Raw genomic sequence first — 20012 nt, 5'->3', positions numbered from 1 at the left:
GCCCTGTGTGAATGCCATGCATGCTCCATTGAACGCAAGTTGCAGCATGCGGGATCGTTCTCCATATCGTGCGACGGCGTCAACCCTTGGTCGGTGAATCGCCGGTTCTGTGCGGGGCCGGCGACATCACCGAACAGGCCGGACTCGACCGTCGGCCCACGGCGGCGGTGTCGTCGGCTGCGCCGGAAATTTACAACACATCCCACTGGATGAACAGTGGTTGCACAATGTGGATGTGATGTACGTTCATGGCGGCTCCGCTGCGGCGGAGAGTATCCGAGCTTCACACCAAGGAGGCCGCACCGTGCGGGAAGAAGAGGTCCATTACGACATCGCCGTCATCGGCGGTGGCCTGGCGGGGACCTGTGCGGCCATTGCCGCGGCCCGGCTCGGCCGACGCGTCGCCCTGGTCAACAACCGGCCCGTCCTGGGCGGCAACGCCAGCAGCGAGATCCGCGTCTGGGTCTGCGGCGCCACCGCCCACGGCGTGCACCGCTGGGCCCGGGAGACCGGCATCATGGGCGAGCTGTACACCGAGAACCAGTACCGCAACCCCGAGGGCAACCCGTACTACTGGGACCAGGTCGTCCTCGACGCCGTCCGTGCCGAGCCGGGCATCGACCTGTACCTCAACACCGACGTACGGGAGGTCGACGCGAGTGGCCCGCACGACGCACGCGAGGTCCACTCCTGCACCGGCTGGATGATGGGCTCCGAGCGGCGCATCACCTTCCACGCGAAACAGTTCCTCGACTGCACCGGCGACGGCCTGCTCGGCCACCTCGCCGGCGCCCGCTACCGCGTCGGCCGCGAGTCCCACTCGGAGTTCGGCGAACCCTGGGCGCCCGAGGAACAGGACGAGGCGCTGCTCGGATCGACGATCCTGTTCCACACCAAGGACACGGGCCGGCCGGTGAAGTTCGTACCGCCCGCCTCCGCCCGGGACCTCATTACCACGCCCATCCTGCGCAACCGCGTGCTGCGCACCGGCGACAACGGCTGCGACTACTGGTGGATCGAGTGGGGAGGCGAGCTCGACACCGTCCACGACAACGAGCGCATCCGCGACGAACTCCAGGCCGTGATCATGGGCATCTGGGACCACATCAAGAACTCCGGCGAGTTCCCGGACGCCGAGAACCTGACACTGGAGTGGGTCGGCAGCCTCCCCGGCAAGCGCGAGTACCGCCGCTTCCTCGGCGACCACATGCTGACCCAGCAGGACATCCTGGAGCAGCGGCAGTTCGACGACCGCGTCGCCTTCGGGGGCTGGTCCGTCGACCTCCACCCGGTGCAGGGCATGTACGCCGACGAGCCCGGCGCCCGCCAGCGCTACGCGGACGGCATCTTCCACATCCCGCTGCGCTCCCTGTACTCGGTGAACGTCACGAACCTCCTGTTCGCCGGGCGCAACATCTCCGCCACCCACATCGCCTTCGGCGCCACCCGCGTCATGGCCACCTGCGCAACGCTCGGCGAGGCCGCGGGCACGGCCGCCGCGCTGTGCGTCGCCGAGGGCATCGGCCCGCGCGAACTCGCCGCCAAGCGCTCCGAGCTGGTGCGCCGCACCCTGCTGCGCCAGGACGCCTCGGTCATCGGCCTCGCCGACGACGACCCCGACAACCTGGCGCGCACGGCCCGCGTCAGTGCCTCCTCGCACCTGAGCCGCCTGGCCGCCGAGCCCACGGAGGCCGCGCCCGGCGAGCCGTACCCGCTCACCCGCGACCTCGCACTGCTGCTCCCGGTGGACCCCGCACTCGACACGGTCGACCTGCTCGTCCACGGCGCCCCGGGCAAGCGGCCGAGCGAACTCACCGTGGAACTGTGGAGCACCGGCCGCCCCGAGAACGCGGTCCCCGTCGACCACCTGCTCACCACCACGGTGACCGTTCCGGCCGCAAGCCCCCACTGGGTCACGGCACGCCTCGACCACCACCCGGACACCCCCGAGAACGTCGTCCTGATCGTGCGCGCCTGCCCGGGCGCCGCGCTCGTCCTCGTCCCCGAGCGCACCGACGGCGTCCTCGCCCTGCGCAGCAGGGCCGAGGGAGACGCGGCGGTCGACCACGACATCCCGGAGGAGGACGGCCAGCTGGTCCTGGAATGGCAGGCTCGCGGCCTGCGCCGCCGGACCTTCGGCTTCCGCGCGACTCCGGAAACCGCTGCGTTCCTGCCCGAGCGGGCCGTCGGAGGATTCCAACGCGCCTACGGGGGCCCGCAGATGTGGTCGTCCGAGCTGCTGTCCGACCCGGACCGGGCCACGCAGTGGCTGCGCCTCGACTGGGACGAGGAGCAGCAGCTCAGCGAAACGCGTGTGGTGTTCGACGACGACGTCGACGAGTACCTCAACAACCTGCACCGCCACCGCACCCCGTTCGAGGTCATGCCGGAACTGGTCCGCGACTACCGCATCCAGAGCCGCGAGCCCGACGGCACTTGGCGCACGCTGTTGACGGTGACGGCCAACCGCCGCCGCCACCGCGTGCACGAGCTGAACGGTGCGGACGGCGGACCCGTGCGCACCGACGCGCTGCGGCTCGTGGTGGACGCGACGCACGGGGCGCGGCACGCGCACGTGATCGCGTTCAAGGCGTACGGCGCGTAGCCACGCGGCGAAGGGGCCGGGGGGAAGACCGAACGGTCTTCCCCCCGGCCCCTTCGCCGCGTGATTCAGAGGGCGCCGAGTGCTTGGCTGACGACGTCGGCGGCTTCGATGACCTCGCGGATGAGGGTGAGGCGCTGCCCTTCGGCTTCGGTGCGGTTGCCGAGGAGGGATGCGGGCCCCCACAGGGAGATGGCGGCGACGACGTCCCCCGAGCCGTCGCGGACGGGCGCGGCGAGGGAGGCGCGACCCAGGGCGCGTTCTTCGGCTTCGATGGCGTAGCCGGTGCGGCGGACGGTGTCGATCTCGGTGTCGAGGAGGTCGTGACTGGTGGTCGTGTAGTCGGTGTGTGCCGCGAGCGGCTCGGGAAGCAGCTTGCGGCGCTCTTTGGGCGTGAGGCCGGTGAGGAGGCACTTGCCGATGCTCGTGGCGTGCAGCGGGGCGGTGTGTCCGGCCTGCGTGTAGGACTTCGGGGCGCGGGTTCCCTCGAAATTGCACAGGAACATCAGCTCGGCGCCCCGGCGGATGGCGACGTTGGCTCCCAGCCCGGTGCGGGTGGCGAGGTCCTGGAGGACCATGCGGGCGGCGCGGTGGACGGGGTGGCGATTGGTGGCGGTGGCGGCGAGCGGGAGGATGCCGAGGCTGAGCCGGTAGAGGTTGCTGACGGGGTCGCGTTCGACCATGTCGAGGCGTTCGAGGGTGGACAGGAGGCGGGAGGTGGTGGAGGAGCCCAGACCGGTGAGTTCGGCGACGTCGGAGACCCGCAGTTCGGCGCGGCCGGAGTCGAGTGCGCGCAGCACCGAGACCGCTCGTTCGACGCTCTGGTTCGTCCCGGCGTCGCTCGCCCGAGTAGCCATGACCCTCCTCATTTTGCAAACCGCTTGCACAATCTGCATCAGCATATCGCGTCGGCCTGAGGGCTGTTCCTGAAATCCGCCGACTCGTGGCCGGAGCGGAACGGATACGGGCCCAAGGCGGCGCCACGGCCTCCAGTACCGCCCACGTCGAACCGGTGCCCCGGAGTCCACTACCTCGCTCGGGCGTGGCCGATGGCCACTGCGAAGCAGCGGGCCGCATACGTGGCCCTCAACAAGTGGCTGCTGAGCGGCCCGGAGGAGCTCAACCGGTACGGCGGTCCGGCGCGCCGAGGGCACCGAGCGCACTGTTCGGTCCGTCAGCGCCTTCCCGGCCGACAGCAGCAGGACCGCCCGCTCCGTCGCCCTCCTTGCCGTAGAGAACAGGCTCCTTGCCGTAGAGAACAGGGCCGCTTCGCGCAGCGTGTGGAAGAGGTGCCCGCAGGTGGCGCTCATTGATGCTGATAAGGGTAGGTATTCGACAGAGGTGAGTAGGTGCGTGTCTGTCGGACCATGACGCGAACGGGCAACGCGTCGGCGCGTCCGTAGGGGAGAACTGGTGATCACGCGGTCGCGTGGCATCGAAAAGCGGTCGTGATGTCTTCTGTCGCGCTGGTAAGAAGTCGGAATGGTTACTGAAACTCTTGATCCCACGGACCGTCTGATTGCTGAGCGAGCCTGCGAGCGCTTGATCATGGAGTTCGTGCACAGGCTTGATCTCGGCGACCCGGGTGAGGTGGCTGAGCTCTTCACAGAGGACGGGGTCTGGGAGTGGGCTGTTGACGACCGCAGGTTCCAGGGCCGTGAGGCACTTCGGACCTACTTCGGTGCTCGACCCGCAGACCGACTCTCGCGCCGAATGTGCACGAACATTCTGGTGACCCTGACATCTGCCTCGACAGCGACTGCGATCACCTACTTCACGACGTACCGCGTCGACGGATATACCGGCGGTGGCTACATGCCCCCTCAGATCCCTGCGCAAGTGGGGCACTACGAGGACACGTTCCGCAAAGTCGATGGACGTTGGCTGCTCAGCCGCCGTTCCCTGTTTCTTTCCTTCGCCGGTCCGACTGAACGTCTTGGACCAGCCGACAAGTCGTAAAAGGGACGCCCCCATGCTGCGGTCAGAGGTCGTCGGCGCCTGGTGGCCGATGTAGTGACACATGGGCGACGTGGTCGGTTCCGGCGTGCTCGGCTGCGGCAGGCTCCGGTACGTCCATCCACTCCTTGCCGAGTTTGGCCTGTATCCCTTCTCGACCTTCGCGGAACTCGTCCATGCGCGCGGTGACGATCCTGGAAACCGGCTGCCCGAACAGGGCGAGCATGATGCCGATGGTTCCGTGTGCGGGGGGCAGAGTCTCGTGGAGAAGGAGAGCGCGAAGCGCTTCGATGTAGTCCTCCTTGCTGGCCAGTGGGTCGTTGCCGTGTGGTTGCCAGGGGACTGCGATTTTGCCGACCAGCCTTTGATCGATGGCCCAGTAGAGAAAGTTGTTGGCGTGGCCGCGGGTGCTGGCGCCGCTGCCGTACCAGGCGTCGACATCGCGCTGGGTGACGAGCTGAGCTGTCGTCCCCGATCGGCCGGCCATTGGAGGAACCGGATGGCGAGGATGGTGTGCTGCTTGGCGCGCAGGAATGAGTTCGCGGGCATGGGCGCTTGGGTGGAGCTGATCCGCAGGCATCGTGTCACGTGCCGGCGTGCGTACCGTTCGAGGGGTTGGCGCTGGTCAGCATCAGTGATGGCGTCGAGTTTTGGTGCGAGCCAGCGGTGGTATGCGATGAGGTGCTCGTCGCGCCAGGGCAGGCAGGCCATGGGTGACGAGAAGGCCGCGTAGGGACTCGATTTCTTGGACTGTGGCAGGGAGTCGAAAAGCCTCGTGACTGAGGAGGATGTCGCCGCCGGCCAGTCCCCGTAGGAGACCAGGCACGCGTCGGTTCACGCGGATCCGTGCCTCACCGGCTGTTCGGCCGGGGCATCCCGGCGATGGCTTGCGCGAGTGGTTGAAGACTCTCGGATGTTGCGCCGCCGGGGACGGCGAGGAGCTTGTTGGTCCGGTCCGAGAGGAGACGGCGCCGGCCGGCGTTGTTGTGGTTGGCCAGGTTCTCGTAGGGCGGCCTTCCGGATCGAGGCCGGACAGGATGCGGGAGTGGCCGCATGCCGCGCAGATGCCTTGGCGGTTGCGGGTGGCGCGGACGCAGTAGAAGCAGGCGATGCCCTTGGTCCACTGCTGGCCGGCGGGGTAGCAGGCGTCGTAACGGACGCAGGTCGGCCAACGGCTCAGCTCCGATGCGTACTTGTGCGGTGCGGGCACTTTCAGGCCGCGATGATGGTGGCCCGTTCGGGCCGGAGGTCGGATCTGATCGCGATGACGGCGGCTTCGCCGGCGGTGCGTTTGCGACGGTCCGCTTCGATGTAGGGCTCGATGAGGTCGGCCGGGGAACAGCCGAGGGTGTCGCAGAGCGCGGCTAAGGGGTGTCCCGTAATCCGTGGTGGATCAGTGCGCGGCGTCAGATGCGGTGCATCGCAAGGCGGAGGGACGTCCGCATACTGGATGTATGCGGACTTTCCGACAACGCGGCGAGGTGCCGTAGCTGTCGTCGAGCGCCCGCCAGGGATTACGGGACACCCCTAAGGGCCGACGGGGGCAGGCGCTCCGGGCTGGCACGCCGACCCGGGCCTCGTCCGGTCGGCGGCACCAATTCTAATACCGGTATAGTAAGGCCGGTATAGTTATTGTTTGCGCGAGAAGGGCGTCACGTGATCGAGATCCTTAACTCCACCCTGCTGGTCCGGGCGAAAACCACTGGCGCCCTGGTCGGTGACATCCTGCAGACGCTGAAGAGCCGTAGCACGATCGGCACGAACCTTCTGGACATCGACCGGTGGGCCGAGAAGATGATCATCGAGGCGGGAGCGTCGTCCTGCTACGTCGACTATGAGCCCTCCTTCGGACGCGGTCCGTTCGGCCACTACATCTGCACGGCCGTCAACGACGCCGTGCTCCACGGACGGCCGTACGACTACACGCTTGCCGACGGCGATCTGCTGACACTCGACCTCGCCGTCTCCAAAGGCGGAATCGCTGCAGACGCCGCGATCAGTTTCATCGTGGGCGACGTACAGCCCCCGGAGAGCGTTGCGATGATCAGTGCAACCGAACGCGCGCTGGCCGCCGGGATCGCCGCTGCCGGGCCCGGGGCCCGCATCGGCGACATCTCCCACGCCATCGGCACGGTCCTCGGTGAGGCGGGGTACCCGATCAACACCGAGTTCGGAGGGCATGGCATCGGATCAACGATGCACCAGGACCCCCACGTTGCGAACACCGGACGGCCTGGCCGTGGATACAGACTGCGCCCTGGGCTGTTGCTGGCACTGGAGCCGTGGGTCATGGTGGACACCGCTGAACTGGTCACTGATGCCGATGGGTGGACGCTCCGAAGTGCGACAGGCTGCCGGACAGCACACAGCGAGCACACGATCGCTATCACCGACGACGGAGCCGAAATCCTCACCTTGCCGGAGCAGGCGCAGCCATGAGCAACGACCTCACAGGCCCACAGACACGCGGGCGAGGTTCTGGCACGCATTCCGTGAAAGATCTCGCCACCTCTCGCCAGCAGGAGGCTCGCGCGTCGTGTGAGCTGCGCGGGCCACGTGTCACCGGGGTCCGGTCAGGCCGGACTCGAGATCGCTCGCGGAAGGTGCGCCAGAAGCGACTCGCAGCATCGGTTGTTCACGGGTCGGGGAGGCGCTCCGATCCTCGACTGGGTGCTGTTCGCGAGTCGTGACCACCGCCGGCTGCGCCACCGCTGCATCGGGATGCTCTTCGTCAAAGAGGCTGGTCGTTCCGCGCTCAGTCGAAGGTGGCGCTGCCCGTGCCTCGGTTGCCAAACGGTTACCGACGCAGTCATGGCCAATGATTCTCATCGTTGCCGATGATTCTTATCGTTCCCGACGGTCTCAATGTTCCAAGAGCGAAGTGGACAGTGAGAGGAATGGGAATGTTTGTGCTGATTCCTGGGGCCGGGGGTGCGGCCTGGTACTGGCATCGTGTGGTGCCCGAGTTGCGCGCCAGGGGGCATGAGGCGGTCGCTGTTGAGCTGCCCGGCGCCGACGAATCCGCGGGGCTGCCCGAGTACACCGACGCGGTGGTTGCCGCGATCGGCGACCGTGACGACGTTGTGTTGGTGGCCCAGTCGATGGGCGGCTTCACCGCCCCGATGGTCTGCGCTCGCGTGCAAGTGGATCTGCTGGTGCTGGTCAACGCGATGATCCCGCTGCCGGGCGAGACGCCCGGACAGTGGTGGGACAACACCGGATCGCCGGCAGCCCGCGTCGCAGCAGCCGAAGCGGGCGGGTACAGCGCGGAGTTCGACCTGTCCACCTACTTCCTGCACGACGTGCCGGCCGAGGTCGCCGCCGCCGGTGCGGCGCACGACCGGCCTGAGGCCGAAGTCGCGTTCGGCCAGCCTTGCGCCATCGAACGATGGCCGGACGTGACCACTCGCGTGCTTGCCGCAGCCGAAGACCGGTTCTTCCCTCCGGAGTTCCAGCGCCAAGTGGCCCGCGACCGCCTCGGGACCGACGCCGACGAGGTCCCCGGCGGTCACCTGGTTGCGCTGTCGCGCCCGGCCGGCCTGGTCGACAGACTGATCGAGTATCTTCGCTGACGACGGGCCCGCCCCGTCCGACCACGTCACGGTGCCGTCACTTCGATATACGCTGTTGCCGAAAGTGAACGAAGCCAACAGGCGAAGGCCAGCCGAAGGTCTGGGAAAGCGGGCCTTCGCCGTGGCGCACGGCGAAGAGGTGCGTCTACGCCGACGACCTCGACGCCGACCGCTCCGAGGAGCCGTTGAAGCCGGTGCGCGCCGTGACGGCGGCGGCCCGGGTGCCACCCGCCGATGTGGTCTTCGGTAGGACTCCGGTACCGACTGGCTCGTACGTCGACTGCGGTCGGGTGGCCCGCCCGTCCTGGGAGCTTTGCGACGAGCGTCGCGAGGGTCAAGTTCCGGTCCTTCGCAGATCGGTTGGCCACCTCGACGAACGCCCGGCGGAACGAGCCCGGTGAACGGGAGTGAGCGCGCGTGAACGCCCGTGTGAAGGCGAGGACCGAGATGTAGCAGGCCGCGCGTGCCACGGTCTCGGCCGCGCCGTCGGTCCTGCGGAGCCGCTGCGAGGTGAGGTCCATGCGCCACTGGTGGAGGTAGCCGGAGGGTGCCGTGCCGGCGACGTCGGAGAAGCGGCGGATCAGGTCGCCCGCGACACCGCGACGGAGCCGACGAGCGATTGCGCGGTCCAGGCCCGGGACGGTTCGGTGAGGGCCATGGTGTCCCGGACCACGGGGTCGGTCAGGGCGCCGAGCCGGGAGTCGGGCTCACGACCGGGGGCGCAGCCCCGGTCGTTCTGCAGTCCGTAGCCGGGATTCCCGGCGTGAATGGGCGTGTCGCTGGTGAGCGGCCGGGGGCGGATGTCGCCCAGAGGTATCGGGCTCGGCGGGGCCAAGGGAGTGCAGGGGCCGTGCCCTTCGTACAGTGGTGCTTACCGCGCAGAGGTCATCGTCCGGCGGGGCGCGGGCCCCGGGCGGCGGAGCCCGCCTAACGTACGGGAAGCAGACCACTTGCCCGGGAGGTTCCGTGCCCCGTACTCATCCGAAGAGATTCACGCGTCACTTCGAGGCCATCGAACCGCCGCGCAACGCCGAGGTCGTGATCGGCGTGGTGTCAGTCACGGTGTTGGTGATGGCCCTCGGTGCCCTGTCGCCATCCCCGGTGTGGCTTCTGGGGCTGCTTGTGTTCCTGCCGGGGACGGCGTCGGCGCTGTGCACCGTACGCCAGACGGAGTTCGTGTCTGCGTGGACCACGCTCGTGGTCACCGTCAGCGTGCTGGCAATTCAAGGTGGCGGGCGTTCGTGGCTCAACACGATCCTGATGGTGCTGCTCACGCTGGCCCTGGGCGCGGCCTCCGTCTACGCCTGCCACCGTCGTATCCACCGTGAGCACGAGACGCTGCGGCTACGCTCCACCGCCGCAGCGATGCAGCGCCACATCCTGCGCCCTCTCCCGCTGCTCACCGACGACGTCCTGGTCGACGGCGTGTACGAGCCCGTGCAGGAGGACCGGCTCGTCGGCGGCGACATCTACGACGTCGTCGCCTCTCCATGGGGGTCCCGGGTTCTGATCGGCGATGTCCAGGGCAAGGGCCTGCCCGCGGTCGGCGCCGCGTTCGCCGTCATCGGCGCCTTCCGTGAGGCGGCCCACCGGGAGCCCACCCTGACCGCGCTCGTCGATGCCCTCGATGCCTCTGTCGTACGGCACAACTCCTATGCCGCACAGACCGGCGACGACGAACGGTTCGTCACAGCGCTCATCGTCAACGTCGACGCGCACGACGAGGTACAAGTCATCAACTGCGGCCACATTCCGCCGCAGCTGCTGCACGACTCCACCGTCATCACACCGGCTCTCGATTCCGGCGTCCCCCTCGGTCTCGCCGAACTCGCAGCCGAACCCGCGACCGTCGACTGGTTCGCCTTCCCGCCCGGCGCGACGTTGCTGCTGACCACCGATGGGCTCACCGAGACCCGCGCCGCCGACGGCACGTTCTACCCCGTCACCGAACGCCTTGCCGAGCGCGCGTCGCTCTCTCCCACTGAGCTGCCGCACGCCCTCTACGACGACGCGCGTGCGTTCGCCGGAGAGGGGGGCCAGCACGACGACGTCGCGGTCCTTTCCGTCCGGCGGTCGCCACACCGCTGAGCGCAATACAGCGCACGTGCACGTATGCGCTCGGCGCCTTTCGGGCGACAAGCAGGGTCCGAACCGGGCTTGTTCCGCTTTGACGGACACCCCTGGTGTGGTGGTCAGGCCGCCGATGCCTCCCGGTCGGGCAGCAGATCGACGGGGCGGCGGGTTTCCGCGTTCATCAGAATGATGCCGTAGGGGCGGCCTCTGCGGGTGGCGCACTCCGCGCCGGTCGCGAGATCGACCCGCTGTGTTCGCTGGTCTTCGACCCGCGCACGTCCCCAGACTTCAGCTGGGCGTGGCTGGGGCGGTTCCTCATTGTCCTCGGTTTCGCACTGATCAGCTCCCGACTGCTCTACTTCGCCCAGGCGCGGTTCCACTCGGACGCGGCGCATGCGACCTGCCATGTCGGCAAGGTAGCCGCCGTCGGAGGCGTGGCCATGCTGGTCTCGCCGACCGTCTCGGGGCACCTGTCGGAGAGGGTGGGCAGACGGCCGATGATGGCCTTGGGGGCACGCTCGTCGCCGTAGGCCCGGATGCACTGGCCCTGGTCTCCGACGCCGGAAGCCTCACGGCCGTCCACGCACTGATCTCTTTCGGTTTCGGCTCCTTCATGGGGGTGGACCAGGCGGGCATCGCTGATGTTCTGCCGGGTGAGGGCGACATCGCCAAGGACCTGGGTGTCATCAACATCGCCGCCACCCTGCCGCAGACCTTGGCGTCCGCTTTGGGTGGTCTTGTCCTCACTGTCGGTGCCGGATCCTGCAAGTCCTCTCGCCGACCGGTGCCGTCGCGGCTGTGCTCAGCGCGGTTTCCACCCACCAGGTCAAGGGTGTCCGATGAAACCTTTGGCCCGCCCCCCGTACCGTCATCCCGGGCCCGGGTACCGTTTCCGTGCCCCGACATGTCTCCCTCCGTGCCGCGGACGCATGGATCGACAACCTGCTGGTGCGGCTCGACTGGCTGCGGTCCCGCACCTCACGCGCAGCGGGCGGCCTGGCCATCCACGTCACGTGCGACCCCGACCTCGCCCTTGAGGCGTACCGCCTGGAGATCGACGCCGACAAGGGCGTGCGCATCACCGCCGGCTCCGCGGACGGGGCCGGACATGTCACCGTGACGCTACGGCGGCTCTTCTCGGTCGACGCACCGGAGCGCCCCGCTCGACCGCGACGCCTGGGTGCACCCGCAGGTGTTCATCGAGGATGAACCGGCATGCACCTGGCGCGGCTTCCTGCCGGACGTCGCCCGCCACTTCACCCCCCCCAAGAGCGAACTCCTCCAGCTCATATGCGAATTGGCCCTACACCGGGTCAATCACCTGCGCCTGCACCTGAGCGATGACACCGGCTACCGGGTCGAGAGCCGCGCCTTCCCCCGCCTGACCGAGATCGCGACCTGGCGTGCTGAGACCCCGATCGGTACGGCGCCCTTCGACGGCAGCGAGCCGCCCATGGACGGCACCCCGCACGGCGGCTACTACACCCTGGACGACCTGCGCGAGATCACCGCGTACGCGCAGTTGCACGGCATCACGATCGTGCCCGAACTCGACCTGCCCGGGCACGTGAGCGCACTCCTGGCCGCCGTGCCCGAACTCACCGTCCCCGGCGAGCCGGTCCCCAGTGCCCCCGCCACGTCCATTCTGCCGAGCGGCCGGGTGGTCAGCCCACTGCCCGAGGCTCGCGCCGTCCTGGCCAGCCTGCTCGAAGAGATCGCCGACACGGTGGACTCGCCCTACCTCCATACCGGCGGCGACGAGGCCGACCTCTCCGACTGGGAACGGTCGGCCGACGTCCGTGCCTACGCCAAGGGGCGCGGACTGGACTCCGTCGAGGAGCTGCGCGCCGACCTCACTACCTACCTTGTCGATGTCTGCACCCGGCTGGGCCGCCGCGCCGTGGTGTGGGAGGAAGCCGCGCGAACGGGCGGACTGCGCCCCGACACCGTCGTCATGGTCTGGCGCGCCGAGCGCAACGCCCACCCCGTCCTGGCCGTCGGCCACGATGTCGTCATGGCTCCCATCGTCGGCAACGACGCCGAAGAGAGATCTCCCCGGCCGCATCCTGGAGACGCAGGCAGGCCTGTGGACCGAGTTCGTCCGTGACCGCCGTGCCCGCTCCTACCGCACCTGGCCGCGGCTGGCCGCGCATGCCGCCAACAACTGGCGCGGCACACCGACCGAGTGGCCACGGCAGCAACCCGAACTCGAGGAACACCTGGCCCGTCTGGACGCGGCAGGCATCGAGTACCGCCCTCTGGCCGGCCCTCGACTCTGGCAGCAAGGCGGTACCGGAACACGCCGCAACACCAGCCCGCTCTCGGTCGACACGGTGCTCCAACTGATGGAGCAGAAGGCCGACAACGCCGACGCCCCTGATCTGGAGAGGCTCAAGAAGCTGCTCGACCACGTTCAGGGGAACCAGCAGGACCAGTGACCGTCCCGAGAAGTCGTCGGTCTTTCACTCACGCAGCAGATGTGCCGCCTGCTCAGGCGCCTGGCCACGGCAGCGCATGACCAGGCTGACGGGCCAGCTGCTCGTCCGGTGAGCGGCGAGTTCGCCGAGGGGGTGTGATGGTGGCCCAGTGCCATTACGAGGGGCTGGCTCGGCAGCTCAGCGTCATCGGTGCTGTGAAGCGTGACCTCGCACGGATCCTGCCGCAGGACTGCCCGGGCGGCGCTGCCGCCGTGCTGAACTTGCTGGGACGGTACGGCGCGATGCGCATGAGCCGACTTGCGGAGCTGCTCGCCGTCGGCATGTCGATGATCAGCCGACACGTCGCCCATGTCGCTGATCGAGGATGGATCGACCGGTCCGCGGCGCCGAGAGCGCGTTTCGATTGACTCCGCCTCGCCTGCGCGGGGCGCGATTGCCAGCCATCCACATCCCACCGGGCCGCGGCAAGAGTATCCGCCCCGCCGTTTGCTTCACACCGTTGGAAAGGCCTCACTCGATTGGAGCGTTTGAGTCGCCATCTTGAATGATGCGGGCTTTACATTGAGCTGCACCGCAACGGCGTTCGTGGGAGGTGGCGGATGTACAACATGTGCGCCGAACACGTAGCGACGGAGAACGTCACCGGACTCACGTGGCATGGCATTGACCGCGAGGGCAACGACCTGTGTGCTCGGATCTTCAGTGGCAAAACAGCGTCGACACCAGGCGGCGTGTGCGACCGTGATGACTACTGCCGCAGCCGCATGAACTTCGTTGCCCAGGCAGTTCTGCCTTCTCCTGCTCACTGCGGATACGGCGGATTCATCCACTCCGGTCGGCGACGCCACTCAGCAGAACGCGGACCTCGTTGCGTCGAAACCGGGAGGTCACCCTCGTGGTCACTGACACGTCCCAAGAGCTGAACCGGTCCCGCCCAGCGCTCATCGCACGCTGGCGCGAATCGGCAAGGCAGCACCTCACCCCCACGAAAAGATCACTGATCGTGACGTGGGTCGCCTTCGGCGTCACGTGGGGAACCGTGCGGACCATCACCCACGGTATTCGCGGCGGATGGCTCCCCTGGGGGAACATCTCCGCCGGCGGTCAACACCTGCACCACTACAACTTCGGCATCGGCACCCTTGCCGGCATAGGCCTCATCGCCGTACGCGGCGACGAGCGCGCCGTCGGCCACCCGGCCGTAGCTGCTGCCTACGGCGCAGGAACCGCCCTCATCGCCGACGAATTCGCCCTGCTCCTCGATCTGCAAGACGTCTATTGGGCCAAGCAAGGACGCCTCAGTGTGGATGTCTCCCTCGGCATCCTTTCCGTACTCGGCGCGTACCTGACCGCCACACCGTTCTGGCACGAGTGCGCTCGGGCGACCCATCACCATGTCGTCTCCGCCGCCAAGCATCACCTGACACCCGCCAGGTAGGCCGCCGGGAATCTACCGCCGTGCCATTGGTAGGGACGCCGGGGAGTGTGTGGAGATCGCGGTCGGTGATCTCGCCGTTGGCGACGACCTTGGCCTTCCCGTTCGCTCCGGCAACCTCCTCCCGGCCCTGGCGCCAGGCTTCGTACTCGGCCGGAACGCCGTTTGAGGCGTTGTCGGCCGTTGCCTGCCTGCCGGAGGGGTTCGAGGTGTAGCCATGGGGGTGCTCCTTCCCTCTCCGCCGGGAACGCTCCGCGCCGGATGCTTCGCGGCGACAGTGCTGCGCAGGGGAATGCGCGGGCTCTGCGGGGGTGCTCGGGATCAGGCGGGGCGTGCGGCCCACACGATGCGTTCGGTGCGCACCGCAAGGTCGTCGCGGCGCAGGATGCTGCTCGGGCTTCCGGTATCGAGGAGTTCGTCGAGCGCGGTGAGGTCCTCGGTGGAGAGCTCGCCGACGGCGGCGCTTCGGATGCGTTGCAGGCTGCCGAGGGCGTAGCGGCCGATCGCCTCGCTGCGGGTGCCCTCGATGTTGACGGCGATGGTGCGTTCGCCCTCGACCGTGAATCCGGCAGCGGTGAGCATCGGACCCCAGTCGGTGCCGCGATAGGGCACGTGTTCGGCGTGGAAGCGGTCGGTCGCGGCGTGGCAGCGCTCTTCCAGGCCGGGCCGGTCCTTGGGGGCGCTTTCGGGCAGGAATCGTGGGAAGCCGGCCAGTTCGACAACGGTGAACAGGCCGCCGGGCACGAGCAGGTCGTGGACGTTGCGCAGTGCGCGATCGGGGTGGGCCATGTGGTGCGTCGAGGCTGACGCCCACACCAGGTCCGGTGAACCGAGGCCGGGCCAGGCGGGGTCGTCGAGGTCGGCCTGCACGATGCGCACACGCTCCTCCATGCTGCGGGCGCATGCCTTTTCGCGCAGGCGCTGGAGGTGTCCGGCGGATACGTCGACGGCGGTGACGTGCGCGTCGGGGAACCGGTCGAGAAGGGCGAAGGTGCCCGCGCCCGTGCCGCAGCCCAGATCCACGATCTGGCGCGGGCCGGTCTTCAGCGGCAGCCATGCAGTGATGGAGGCTATGTGTTCGGCGAGGACCTCGGCGTCCAGGTCGAGAATCTCCGCCTGGCCGTCGGTTCCGTGCTCCTGGTTGCGGCCGTGCGGAGCGCCGTGATGAGGGGTGTGCGGGGGAGCTTGGTTCATGCCTTCACGCTAGGACGGTCATGCGCCTGCGGCACAGTCGCTTCCTGTTTACGCAAGGCGATGGTGGGGTGTGCTGCCCGACGCGCAAGATGTCACCACTGCGGGACCGTCGCGCGGCCCGCGCCGTCATTCGCAAGTGCCCTGGACGTCGCTGTCGCTGCCCTCTCGCTGGTGGCCGCGGCGGGCGTCGCGGTCGAAGATGCCCAGGATCTCGCAGGGTCCACCCTCGGCTCCGATCGCGTGCGGCATCATCGTGGGAAACTCGGCGGCCTGATTGGTCTCGATGCGGAAGCGGCGGTGGCCGAGCATGAGGATCGCGGTGCCGGAAAGGACGACGAGCCATTCGCGCCCCGGGTGGGCACGCATGCGCGCCGGGTTCTCGGGCGGTGGTTCGGTCATGCGCCGGCGCACCACGCTCATGCCGGGGTCACCCTTCACGGGCCAGCGCATCAGGCCGTGGGTGCCGTCGATCATCGGGCTGGTGACTACGTCGTCAGCGGCGGTCTCCACGAGCTGATCCAACGTGGTGTCCAGGGCCCGGGCGAGAGTGACCAACTGATCCAGTGCGAGCCGGCGCTGGCCGTTCTCGATGCGGCTCAGCGAGGACTGGCTGAGGCGGGCACGGGTGGCCAGTTCCTCCAGGGACCAGCCCTGCGCCACCCGCAGAGCGCGGATGCGTTTGCGTACGAGGCCGTCCAGCTCTGCATCTCCTTGCGTCATGAGCAACATTATATGCCTTACATGCAATGCAGGGTTAGCGTCGTGTGCAGATGGCCCGGAACGTCTGGGACCACGCACAAGGAAGGGGTAGGAGGACATGGCTGTGACAACTTCTCCGTACGCGAGTGACGCACTGCCCGAGGGGACCGTCGATGTGGTGGTGATCGGCGGGGGCGCGGCAGGGCTGAACGGTGCGCTGATGCTCGCCCGCTCCTGCCGCTCGGTCGTCGTGATCGACAGCGGCACCCCGCGCAACGCGCCGGCCGAGGCCGTGCACGGCTTCATAGTCCTGGACGGCACCCCGCCCTGCGAGATCCTTCGGCGGGGCCGGGAACAGGTGCGCCAGTACGGCGGCCGCATCGTCTTCGGCGAGGTGGCCTCGACCGAGCCCGCCGCCCCGTCGACTGACGGAGATCTGCGTTTCACCATCGCCCTGGCCGACGGCCGGAGCGTAACCGCGCGCCGCGTCCTGGTGGCCACCGGCCTGCGGGACGTACTGCCCGAGGTTCCCGGGCTCGCCGAGCACTGGGGACACGGCGTGGTGCACTGCCCGTACTGCCACGGCTGGGAGGTGCGCGACGAACCCATCGGCATCCTCGCCACCGGCCCCGCCTCCATCCATCACGCACTCCTCTTCCGCCAACTGACCGAGGACCTGACCTACTTCACCCACGGCACTCACCTGGACAAGGACACCCGCGCGCGCTTTGCCGCCCGCGGCATCCACACCGTCGACACCCCGGTGCGGGAAGTCATCAACAACGAGGACGGCACCCTCGCCGGGGTGCGCCTGACTGACGGCCAGGTCCTGGCCCGCCGCGTTCTTGCAGTCGCCACGCAGATGCAAGCCCGCACCGAGGGTCTGGAGAGCCTGAAGCTGCCTATGGAGGACCTGCCCGACAACATGGGCCGCCGCTTCGCCTCCGGTATGGCCGGCAGCACCGAGGTGCCGGGCGTGTGGGTGGCCGGCAACGCCACCGACCTCACCGCCCAGGTCGGTGCCTCCGCAGCGGCCGGCGCCCTGGCCGGCTCCCATATCAACGCCCTGCTGGCCACCGCGGACACCGACGCGGCCCTTGCCGCAGCCCAGGGCGAGGCACCCATCTCCTGACGTCCCGGCATAGCACCGGCCCACCGTTCGACCGCACCCGGCGATGCGTGCGGCGGCCGGTCCCCGCCCCTTGCTCGGCGACCGGTCCTGCTCCGGCGCTGACTCAGCGTGCCCTTTTGAGAGGTATCCATGAGTACGAACCAGCCCGTACAGGCCGCGAAAGCCAGCGGCGGGACGTACCTGATGGGCGTCGGCTGCGCACGATCCTGATCGCCGTCTCCGTCGCACTGATGGCCGTCATTGCGTCGGTGTCCGGGCTGAACGTCGCGCAGACCCGCATGGCCGTCGAGTTCGGCGCCTCGCAGTACACGATCCTGTGGATCATCAACATCTACACACTCGCTCTGGCGGCGCTGCTGCTGCCTCTCGGCGCCGTCGGCGACCGCCTGGGCCGCAAGCCCACGCTCATCACGGGGCTGGGTGTCTTCGGCACCGCGAGCGTTGTCGCGGGCCTGGCCCCGTCGGCCGAGGTCAAGCTCGCCGCGCGCGTGGCCGGCGGTATCGGCGCCGCGATGATCACGCCCATCACGCTCGCCGTCATCACCTCCACCTTCCCCGAAGGGCAGCGCGGCAAGGCGATCGGCGTGTGGACCGGCGTCGCCGGAGGCGGCGGCATCCTGGGCATGTTCCTCTCCGCCCTCCTCGTCGACGTCGCCAACTGGCGCTGGCTGTTCCTCCTACCGGTGGTTCTGGTCCTCGTGGCTCTGACCACGACGCTGAAGTCCGTTCCCAACTCCCGCGAGACCTCGACCCATCGCTTCGACACCGCCGGCGCGCTGGTCTCCAGCATCGCCGTCATCGGCCTCATCTTCGTCCTGCAGGAAGGCCCCGAACGCGGCTGGACCGCCCCTGCGGCGCTCATCAGCCTCGCCATCGGTCTCGCCGCCTCCGTCGGCTTCGTGGCCTGGGAACTGCACCGCCGTGACGCCTCACTGCTGGACGTCCGCCTGATCCGTGAGCGCGGCCTGGCCGGCGGCTCGATCACTCTGCTCGTGGTCTTCGGCGTCCAGGCGGGCATCGCTGTGGTCCTCTTCCCGTTCTTCCAGGCCGTCCTCGGCTGGTCGGGCCTGCTGTCCACGGTGGCACTGATGCCCATGGCCGCCATGATGATGGCGACCTCCGGCCTGGCACCCAAGCTCGCCGCACACATCGGCTCCCGCCCGACCATGGCCGTGGGCATCGCGCTGGCCGCCATCGGACTTGCACTCATGGCCCTCTTCGTCTCCGCCGACGGCGGCTACCTGACCATCCTTCCCGGCATGCTCGCCATGGGCATCGGCATGGGCCTTTCGATGACACCCTCCACCGAAGCCATCACCAGCTCCCTGCCGCGCGAGAAGCAGGGCGTCGCCTCCGCGCTCAACGACGTCACTCGCGAGTTCGGCACCGCACTCGGCGTCGCCCTGCTCGGCGCACTCCTGTCCGCCGGCTACCGCAACGCCATCGACAACAGGCTCCACGGCATCCCCCAAGGAGCCGCGCCACTGCCCGGGAGGGCATCGCCAACGCCGTGGAAGCGGCGGGCAATACCGGCCCGCACGCGCAGGACCTGGTCCACGCCGCCCAGCAGTCCTTCATCGACGGCTGGCAGCAGGCCATGTGGGCGGGCGTCGCCGTCATGGGCGCCCTCTTCCTCTACATCGTCCTCCGCGGCCCGCAATGCCCGGCCCCCGCCGTTGTGGACCAGGCAGATGCCGCCGAGGCCGTCGCCACCTGATGCCACATGAGAGCTGGGCGCACGGCATGCAGGACGCCACGCCCGGCGGGGGCCTGGTCTTCCACGTCTTCGTCGTGCTCGCCGAGTTCATCCGCGAACTCATCGCCCAGGGCACCAACGACGGCTTGGACGCCGCCCGGGCCCGTGGCGCCCGGCTCGGCCGCCCGCCGACCATGAGGCTCATCTCACGACCCCAGGACGGGTCTTGCCTCTCGGAACGCAGCCGCGGGTCTCGCAGCAGCCCCCTGACCTGCTGCGAGACCCTCGCCCAGCGCCGGTAACCCCGCCTGCGGCCCCCTGGACTTCTCCTTTGTCCAGGGGCCGCAGGCAACATCGAGGCCGCCCGCCGCCGCTTCGACGCCTGACGGATGGAGCACACTCGTACGCGCAGCCATCGGCCGTGCCTCCCTTGAGCGAGGGCGTTTTCGTGGGGCCGGCTCTGGCAGTAGGCGGCGACTTTGCAGAGGAACTCGTCGGCGGTCCTGGTCCAGAAAAAGGGTCGCGGGCGGTCGTCCCAGTCGGCGAGCCAGGCCCGGATCTCGCGTTTCAGAGCCTGAATAGAGCGGTGGATGCCGCGCCTGAGCTTCTTCTGTGAGCGAGGACTTGTACGCGCGACCACGGTGGAGGTTGATCGACGACGGGTGCGTCGTGTTCGCTATCTCATCTCGTCTGCTCACCGCCCTCGCCGGGGCCGAGCAGTCCCGGTTGCGTGACGTCGCCGCATCGGGGGTCAAACAGCGTTCGGAGAACGGCGAGGTAGTCGAGGCTGAGATCGTCGACGAGATCGTGAGTGAACTGGCTGCCCTCGTCAGAAGTGCCAGAGGTCGGAGCCAAGACGTTTACTGCTGGGTCGCGTAGTGATCACCTTCGGAGCCGGATGACCAAGGCTGCGGCGGTCGCGGTGCCGCGACAGACGTGGTCGCACTTGTCGTGTCCGGTGGCCACGGCTCGGTCCTGCTTGAGCCGGTTGATCGCTCGTTCGACGGTGTTGCGTTTCTTGAATCGCTCCACGTCGAAGCCGGATGGCCGCCCGCCGCGTGAGCCTTTACGCAGGCGGGCGGCCTGGCTGTCGGTCTTCTCCCGCATGGTGTGCCGGATGCCGCGTCGTCTCAGGTATTCGCGGCAGGGCCCGTTGCTCTATGCGTTGTCTGCCGCGAGGCTGTCGGGCTCAATTCGGGGTCGTCCCGGCCCACG

17 protein-coding genes and 5 pseudogenes are annotated in these 20012 nt (G+C 68.5%); 13 read left to right on the top strand and 9 right to left on the bottom strand.

The window, feature by feature from the left end; all coding sequences use genetic code 11:
- Nucleotides 1-304: 304 nt before the first annotated feature.
- Nucleotides 305-2605: an FAD-dependent oxidoreductase gene (locus ACIOHC_RS30990; RefSeq protein WP_401844891.1), complete on the top strand. Its 2301-nt coding sequence runs from the start codon at nucleotides 305-307 to the stop codon at nucleotides 2603-2605.
- Nucleotides 2606-2670: 65 nt separating this feature from the next.
- Here the strand turns inward: ACIOHC_RS30990 and ACIOHC_RS30985 are convergent, their stop codons facing one another.
- Nucleotides 2671-3459: an IclR family transcriptional regulator gene (locus tag ACIOHC_RS30985; protein WP_365693544.1), complete on the bottom strand. Its 789-nt coding sequence runs from the start codon at nucleotides 3457-3459 to the stop codon at nucleotides 2671-2673.
- A 625-nt stretch (nucleotides 3460-4084) separates the two neighbouring features.
- Between ACIOHC_RS30985 and ACIOHC_RS30980 the strand changes: the two genes are divergently transcribed.
- Nucleotides 4085-4561: a nuclear transport factor 2 family protein gene (locus tag ACIOHC_RS30980; RefSeq protein WP_351087346.1), complete on the top strand. Its 477-nt coding sequence runs from the start codon at nucleotides 4085-4087 to the stop codon at nucleotides 4559-4561.
- Nucleotides 4562-4583: 22 nt separating this feature from the next.
- Here the strand turns inward: ACIOHC_RS30980 and ACIOHC_RS30975 are convergent, their stop codons facing one another.
- Both ACIOHC_RS30975 and ACIOHC_RS30970 read right to left on the bottom strand, forming a co-directional pair.
- Nucleotides 4584-5045 carry a hypothetical protein gene (locus tag ACIOHC_RS30975; RefSeq protein WP_401844889.1) on the bottom strand — a complete coding sequence of 154 codons (462 nt, stop codon included), beginning with the start codon at nucleotides 5043-5045 and terminating at the stop codon, nucleotides 4584-4586.
- A 725-nt stretch (nucleotides 5046-5770) separates the two neighbouring features.
- Nucleotides 5771-5941 (bottom strand): helix-turn-helix domain-containing protein, encoded by a 171-nt coding sequence (locus ACIOHC_RS30970; protein WP_401844987.1) that lies wholly within the window; start codon nucleotides 5939-5941, stop codon nucleotides 5771-5773.
- A 273-nt stretch (nucleotides 5942-6214) separates the two neighbouring features.
- Here ACIOHC_RS30970 and map point away from each other — a divergent pair, with 273 nt between their 5' ends.
- The gene (gene map, locus ACIOHC_RS30965) at nucleotides 6215-6997 is read left to right on the top strand and encodes a type I methionyl aminopeptidase (RefSeq protein WP_351083934.1); all 783 of its coding nucleotides are present in this window, start codon (nucleotides 6215-6217) and stop codon (nucleotides 6995-6997) included.
- Nucleotides 6998-7461: 464 nt separating this feature from the next.
- Nucleotides 7462-8130: an alpha/beta hydrolase gene (locus ACIOHC_RS30960; RefSeq protein WP_351083936.1), complete on the top strand. Its 669-nt coding sequence runs from the start codon at nucleotides 7462-7464 to the stop codon at nucleotides 8128-8130.
- A 26-nt stretch (nucleotides 8131-8156) separates the two neighbouring features.
- Here the strand turns inward: ACIOHC_RS30960 and ACIOHC_RS30955 are convergent, their stop codons facing one another.
- Together ACIOHC_RS30955 and ACIOHC_RS30950 are read right to left on the bottom strand one after the other, a co-directional pair.
- Nucleotides 8157-8711, bottom strand: a complete 555-nt coding sequence (locus tag ACIOHC_RS30955; RefSeq protein ID WP_401844984.1) for a helix-turn-helix domain-containing protein — start codon at nucleotides 8709-8711, stop codon at nucleotides 8157-8159.
- Nucleotides 8711-8965 carry a hypothetical protein gene (locus tag ACIOHC_RS30950; protein ID WP_401844888.1) on the bottom strand — a complete coding sequence of 85 codons (255 nt, stop codon included), beginning with the start codon at nucleotides 8963-8965 and terminating at the stop codon, nucleotides 8711-8713. Before ACIOHC_RS30950 ends, ACIOHC_RS30955 begins: the two co-directional genes overlap by 1 nt.
- Nucleotides 8966-9096: 131 nt before the next feature.
- Here ACIOHC_RS30950 and ACIOHC_RS30945 point away from each other — a divergent pair, with 131 nt between their 5' ends.
- On the top strand, nucleotides 9097-10218 hold the full coding sequence (locus tag ACIOHC_RS30945) for a PP2C family protein-serine/threonine phosphatase (RefSeq protein WP_351083940.1): 1122 nt from the start codon (nucleotides 9097-9099) through the stop codon (nucleotides 10216-10218).
- A 340-nt stretch (nucleotides 10219-10558) separates the two neighbouring features.
- Here ACIOHC_RS30945 and ACIOHC_RS30940 read toward each other — a convergent pair whose 3' ends face one another.
- The gene (locus ACIOHC_RS30940) at nucleotides 10559-10786 is read right to left on the bottom strand and encodes a hypothetical protein (protein ID WP_401844887.1); all 228 of its coding nucleotides are present in this window, start codon (nucleotides 10784-10786) and stop codon (nucleotides 10559-10561) included.
- 272 nt (nucleotides 10787-11058) lie between these two features.
- Here ACIOHC_RS30940 and ACIOHC_RS30935 point away from each other — a divergent pair.
- The 4 genes and pseudogenes from ACIOHC_RS30935 to ACIOHC_RS30920 all read left to right on the top strand — a co-directional run.
- A pseudogene (locus ACIOHC_RS30935) lies at nucleotides 11059-11412 on the top strand (glycoside hydrolase family 20 zincin-like fold domain-containing protein); the annotation flags it as partial.
- Nucleotides 11384-12641, top strand: a pseudogene (locus ACIOHC_RS30930) (family 20 glycosylhydrolase). The pseudogenes ACIOHC_RS30935 and ACIOHC_RS30930, both read left to right, overlap by 29 nt.
- Nucleotides 12642-12778: 137 nt before the next feature.
- A pseudogene (locus ACIOHC_RS30925) lies at nucleotides 12779-13033 on the top strand (MarR family transcriptional regulator); the annotation flags it as partial.
- A gap of 611 nt (nucleotides 13034-13644) precedes the next feature.
- Nucleotides 13645-14079 carry a hypothetical protein gene (locus ACIOHC_RS30920; RefSeq protein ID WP_351083945.1) on the top strand — a complete coding sequence of 145 codons (435 nt, stop codon included), beginning with the start codon at nucleotides 13645-13647 and terminating at the stop codon, nucleotides 14077-14079.
- A 318-nt stretch (nucleotides 14080-14397) separates the two neighbouring features.
- Here ACIOHC_RS30920 and ACIOHC_RS30915 read toward each other — a convergent pair whose 3' ends face one another.
- Together ACIOHC_RS30915 and ACIOHC_RS30910 are read right to left on the bottom strand one after the other, a co-directional pair.
- Nucleotides 14398-15270 carry a class I SAM-dependent methyltransferase gene (locus ACIOHC_RS30915; RefSeq protein WP_351083947.1) on the bottom strand — a complete coding sequence of 291 codons (873 nt, stop codon included), beginning with the start codon at nucleotides 15268-15270 and terminating at the stop codon, nucleotides 14398-14400.
- A gap of 126 nt (nucleotides 15271-15396) precedes the next feature.
- Nucleotides 15397-15990 (bottom strand): XRE family transcriptional regulator, encoded by a 594-nt coding sequence (locus tag ACIOHC_RS30910; protein ID WP_351083949.1) that lies wholly within the window; start codon nucleotides 15988-15990, stop codon nucleotides 15397-15399.
- A 97-nt stretch (nucleotides 15991-16087) separates the two neighbouring features.
- On the opposite strand from ACIOHC_RS30910, the gene ACIOHC_RS30905 reads away from it, so the two are divergent.
- The 4 genes and pseudogenes from ACIOHC_RS30905 (at nucleotide 16088) to ACIOHC_RS30890 (ending at nucleotide 19676) form a co-directional block, all read left to right on the top strand.
- A complete protein-coding gene (locus tag ACIOHC_RS30905) occupies nucleotides 16088-17101 on the top strand; it encodes an NAD(P)/FAD-dependent oxidoreductase (RefSeq protein ID WP_401844885.1) in 1014 nt (337 codons plus the stop codon).
- 129 nt (nucleotides 17102-17230) lie between these two features.
- Nucleotides 17231-18818: pseudogene (locus ACIOHC_RS30900) on the top strand (MFS transporter).
- Between the two features lie 35 nt (nucleotides 18819-18853).
- A pseudogene (locus ACIOHC_RS30895) lies at nucleotides 18854-19099 on the top strand (recombinase family protein); the annotation flags it as partial.
- Nucleotides 19100-19409: 310 nt separating this feature from the next.
- A complete protein-coding gene (locus tag ACIOHC_RS30890) occupies nucleotides 19410-19676 on the top strand; it encodes a hypothetical protein (RefSeq protein WP_351083954.1) in 267 nt (88 codons plus the stop codon).
- Between the two features lie 3 nt (nucleotides 19677-19679).
- On the opposite strand, the gene ACIOHC_RS30885 is transcribed toward ACIOHC_RS30890, so the two are convergent.
- Nucleotides 19680-19904, bottom strand: a complete 225-nt coding sequence (locus ACIOHC_RS30885; RefSeq protein ID WP_351083955.1) for a hypothetical protein — start codon at nucleotides 19902-19904, stop codon at nucleotides 19680-19682.
- Between the last annotated feature and the right edge of the window lie 108 nt (nucleotides 19905-20012).

This window comes from Streptomyces sp. NPDC088252 (assembly GCF_044740965.1).
GTDB lineage: Bacteria > Actinomycetota > Actinomycetes > Streptomycetales > Streptomycetaceae > Streptomyces.
Note: the sequence above shows the minus strand (reverse complement) of the source record. Positions and strands in the feature narration are given on the sequence as shown.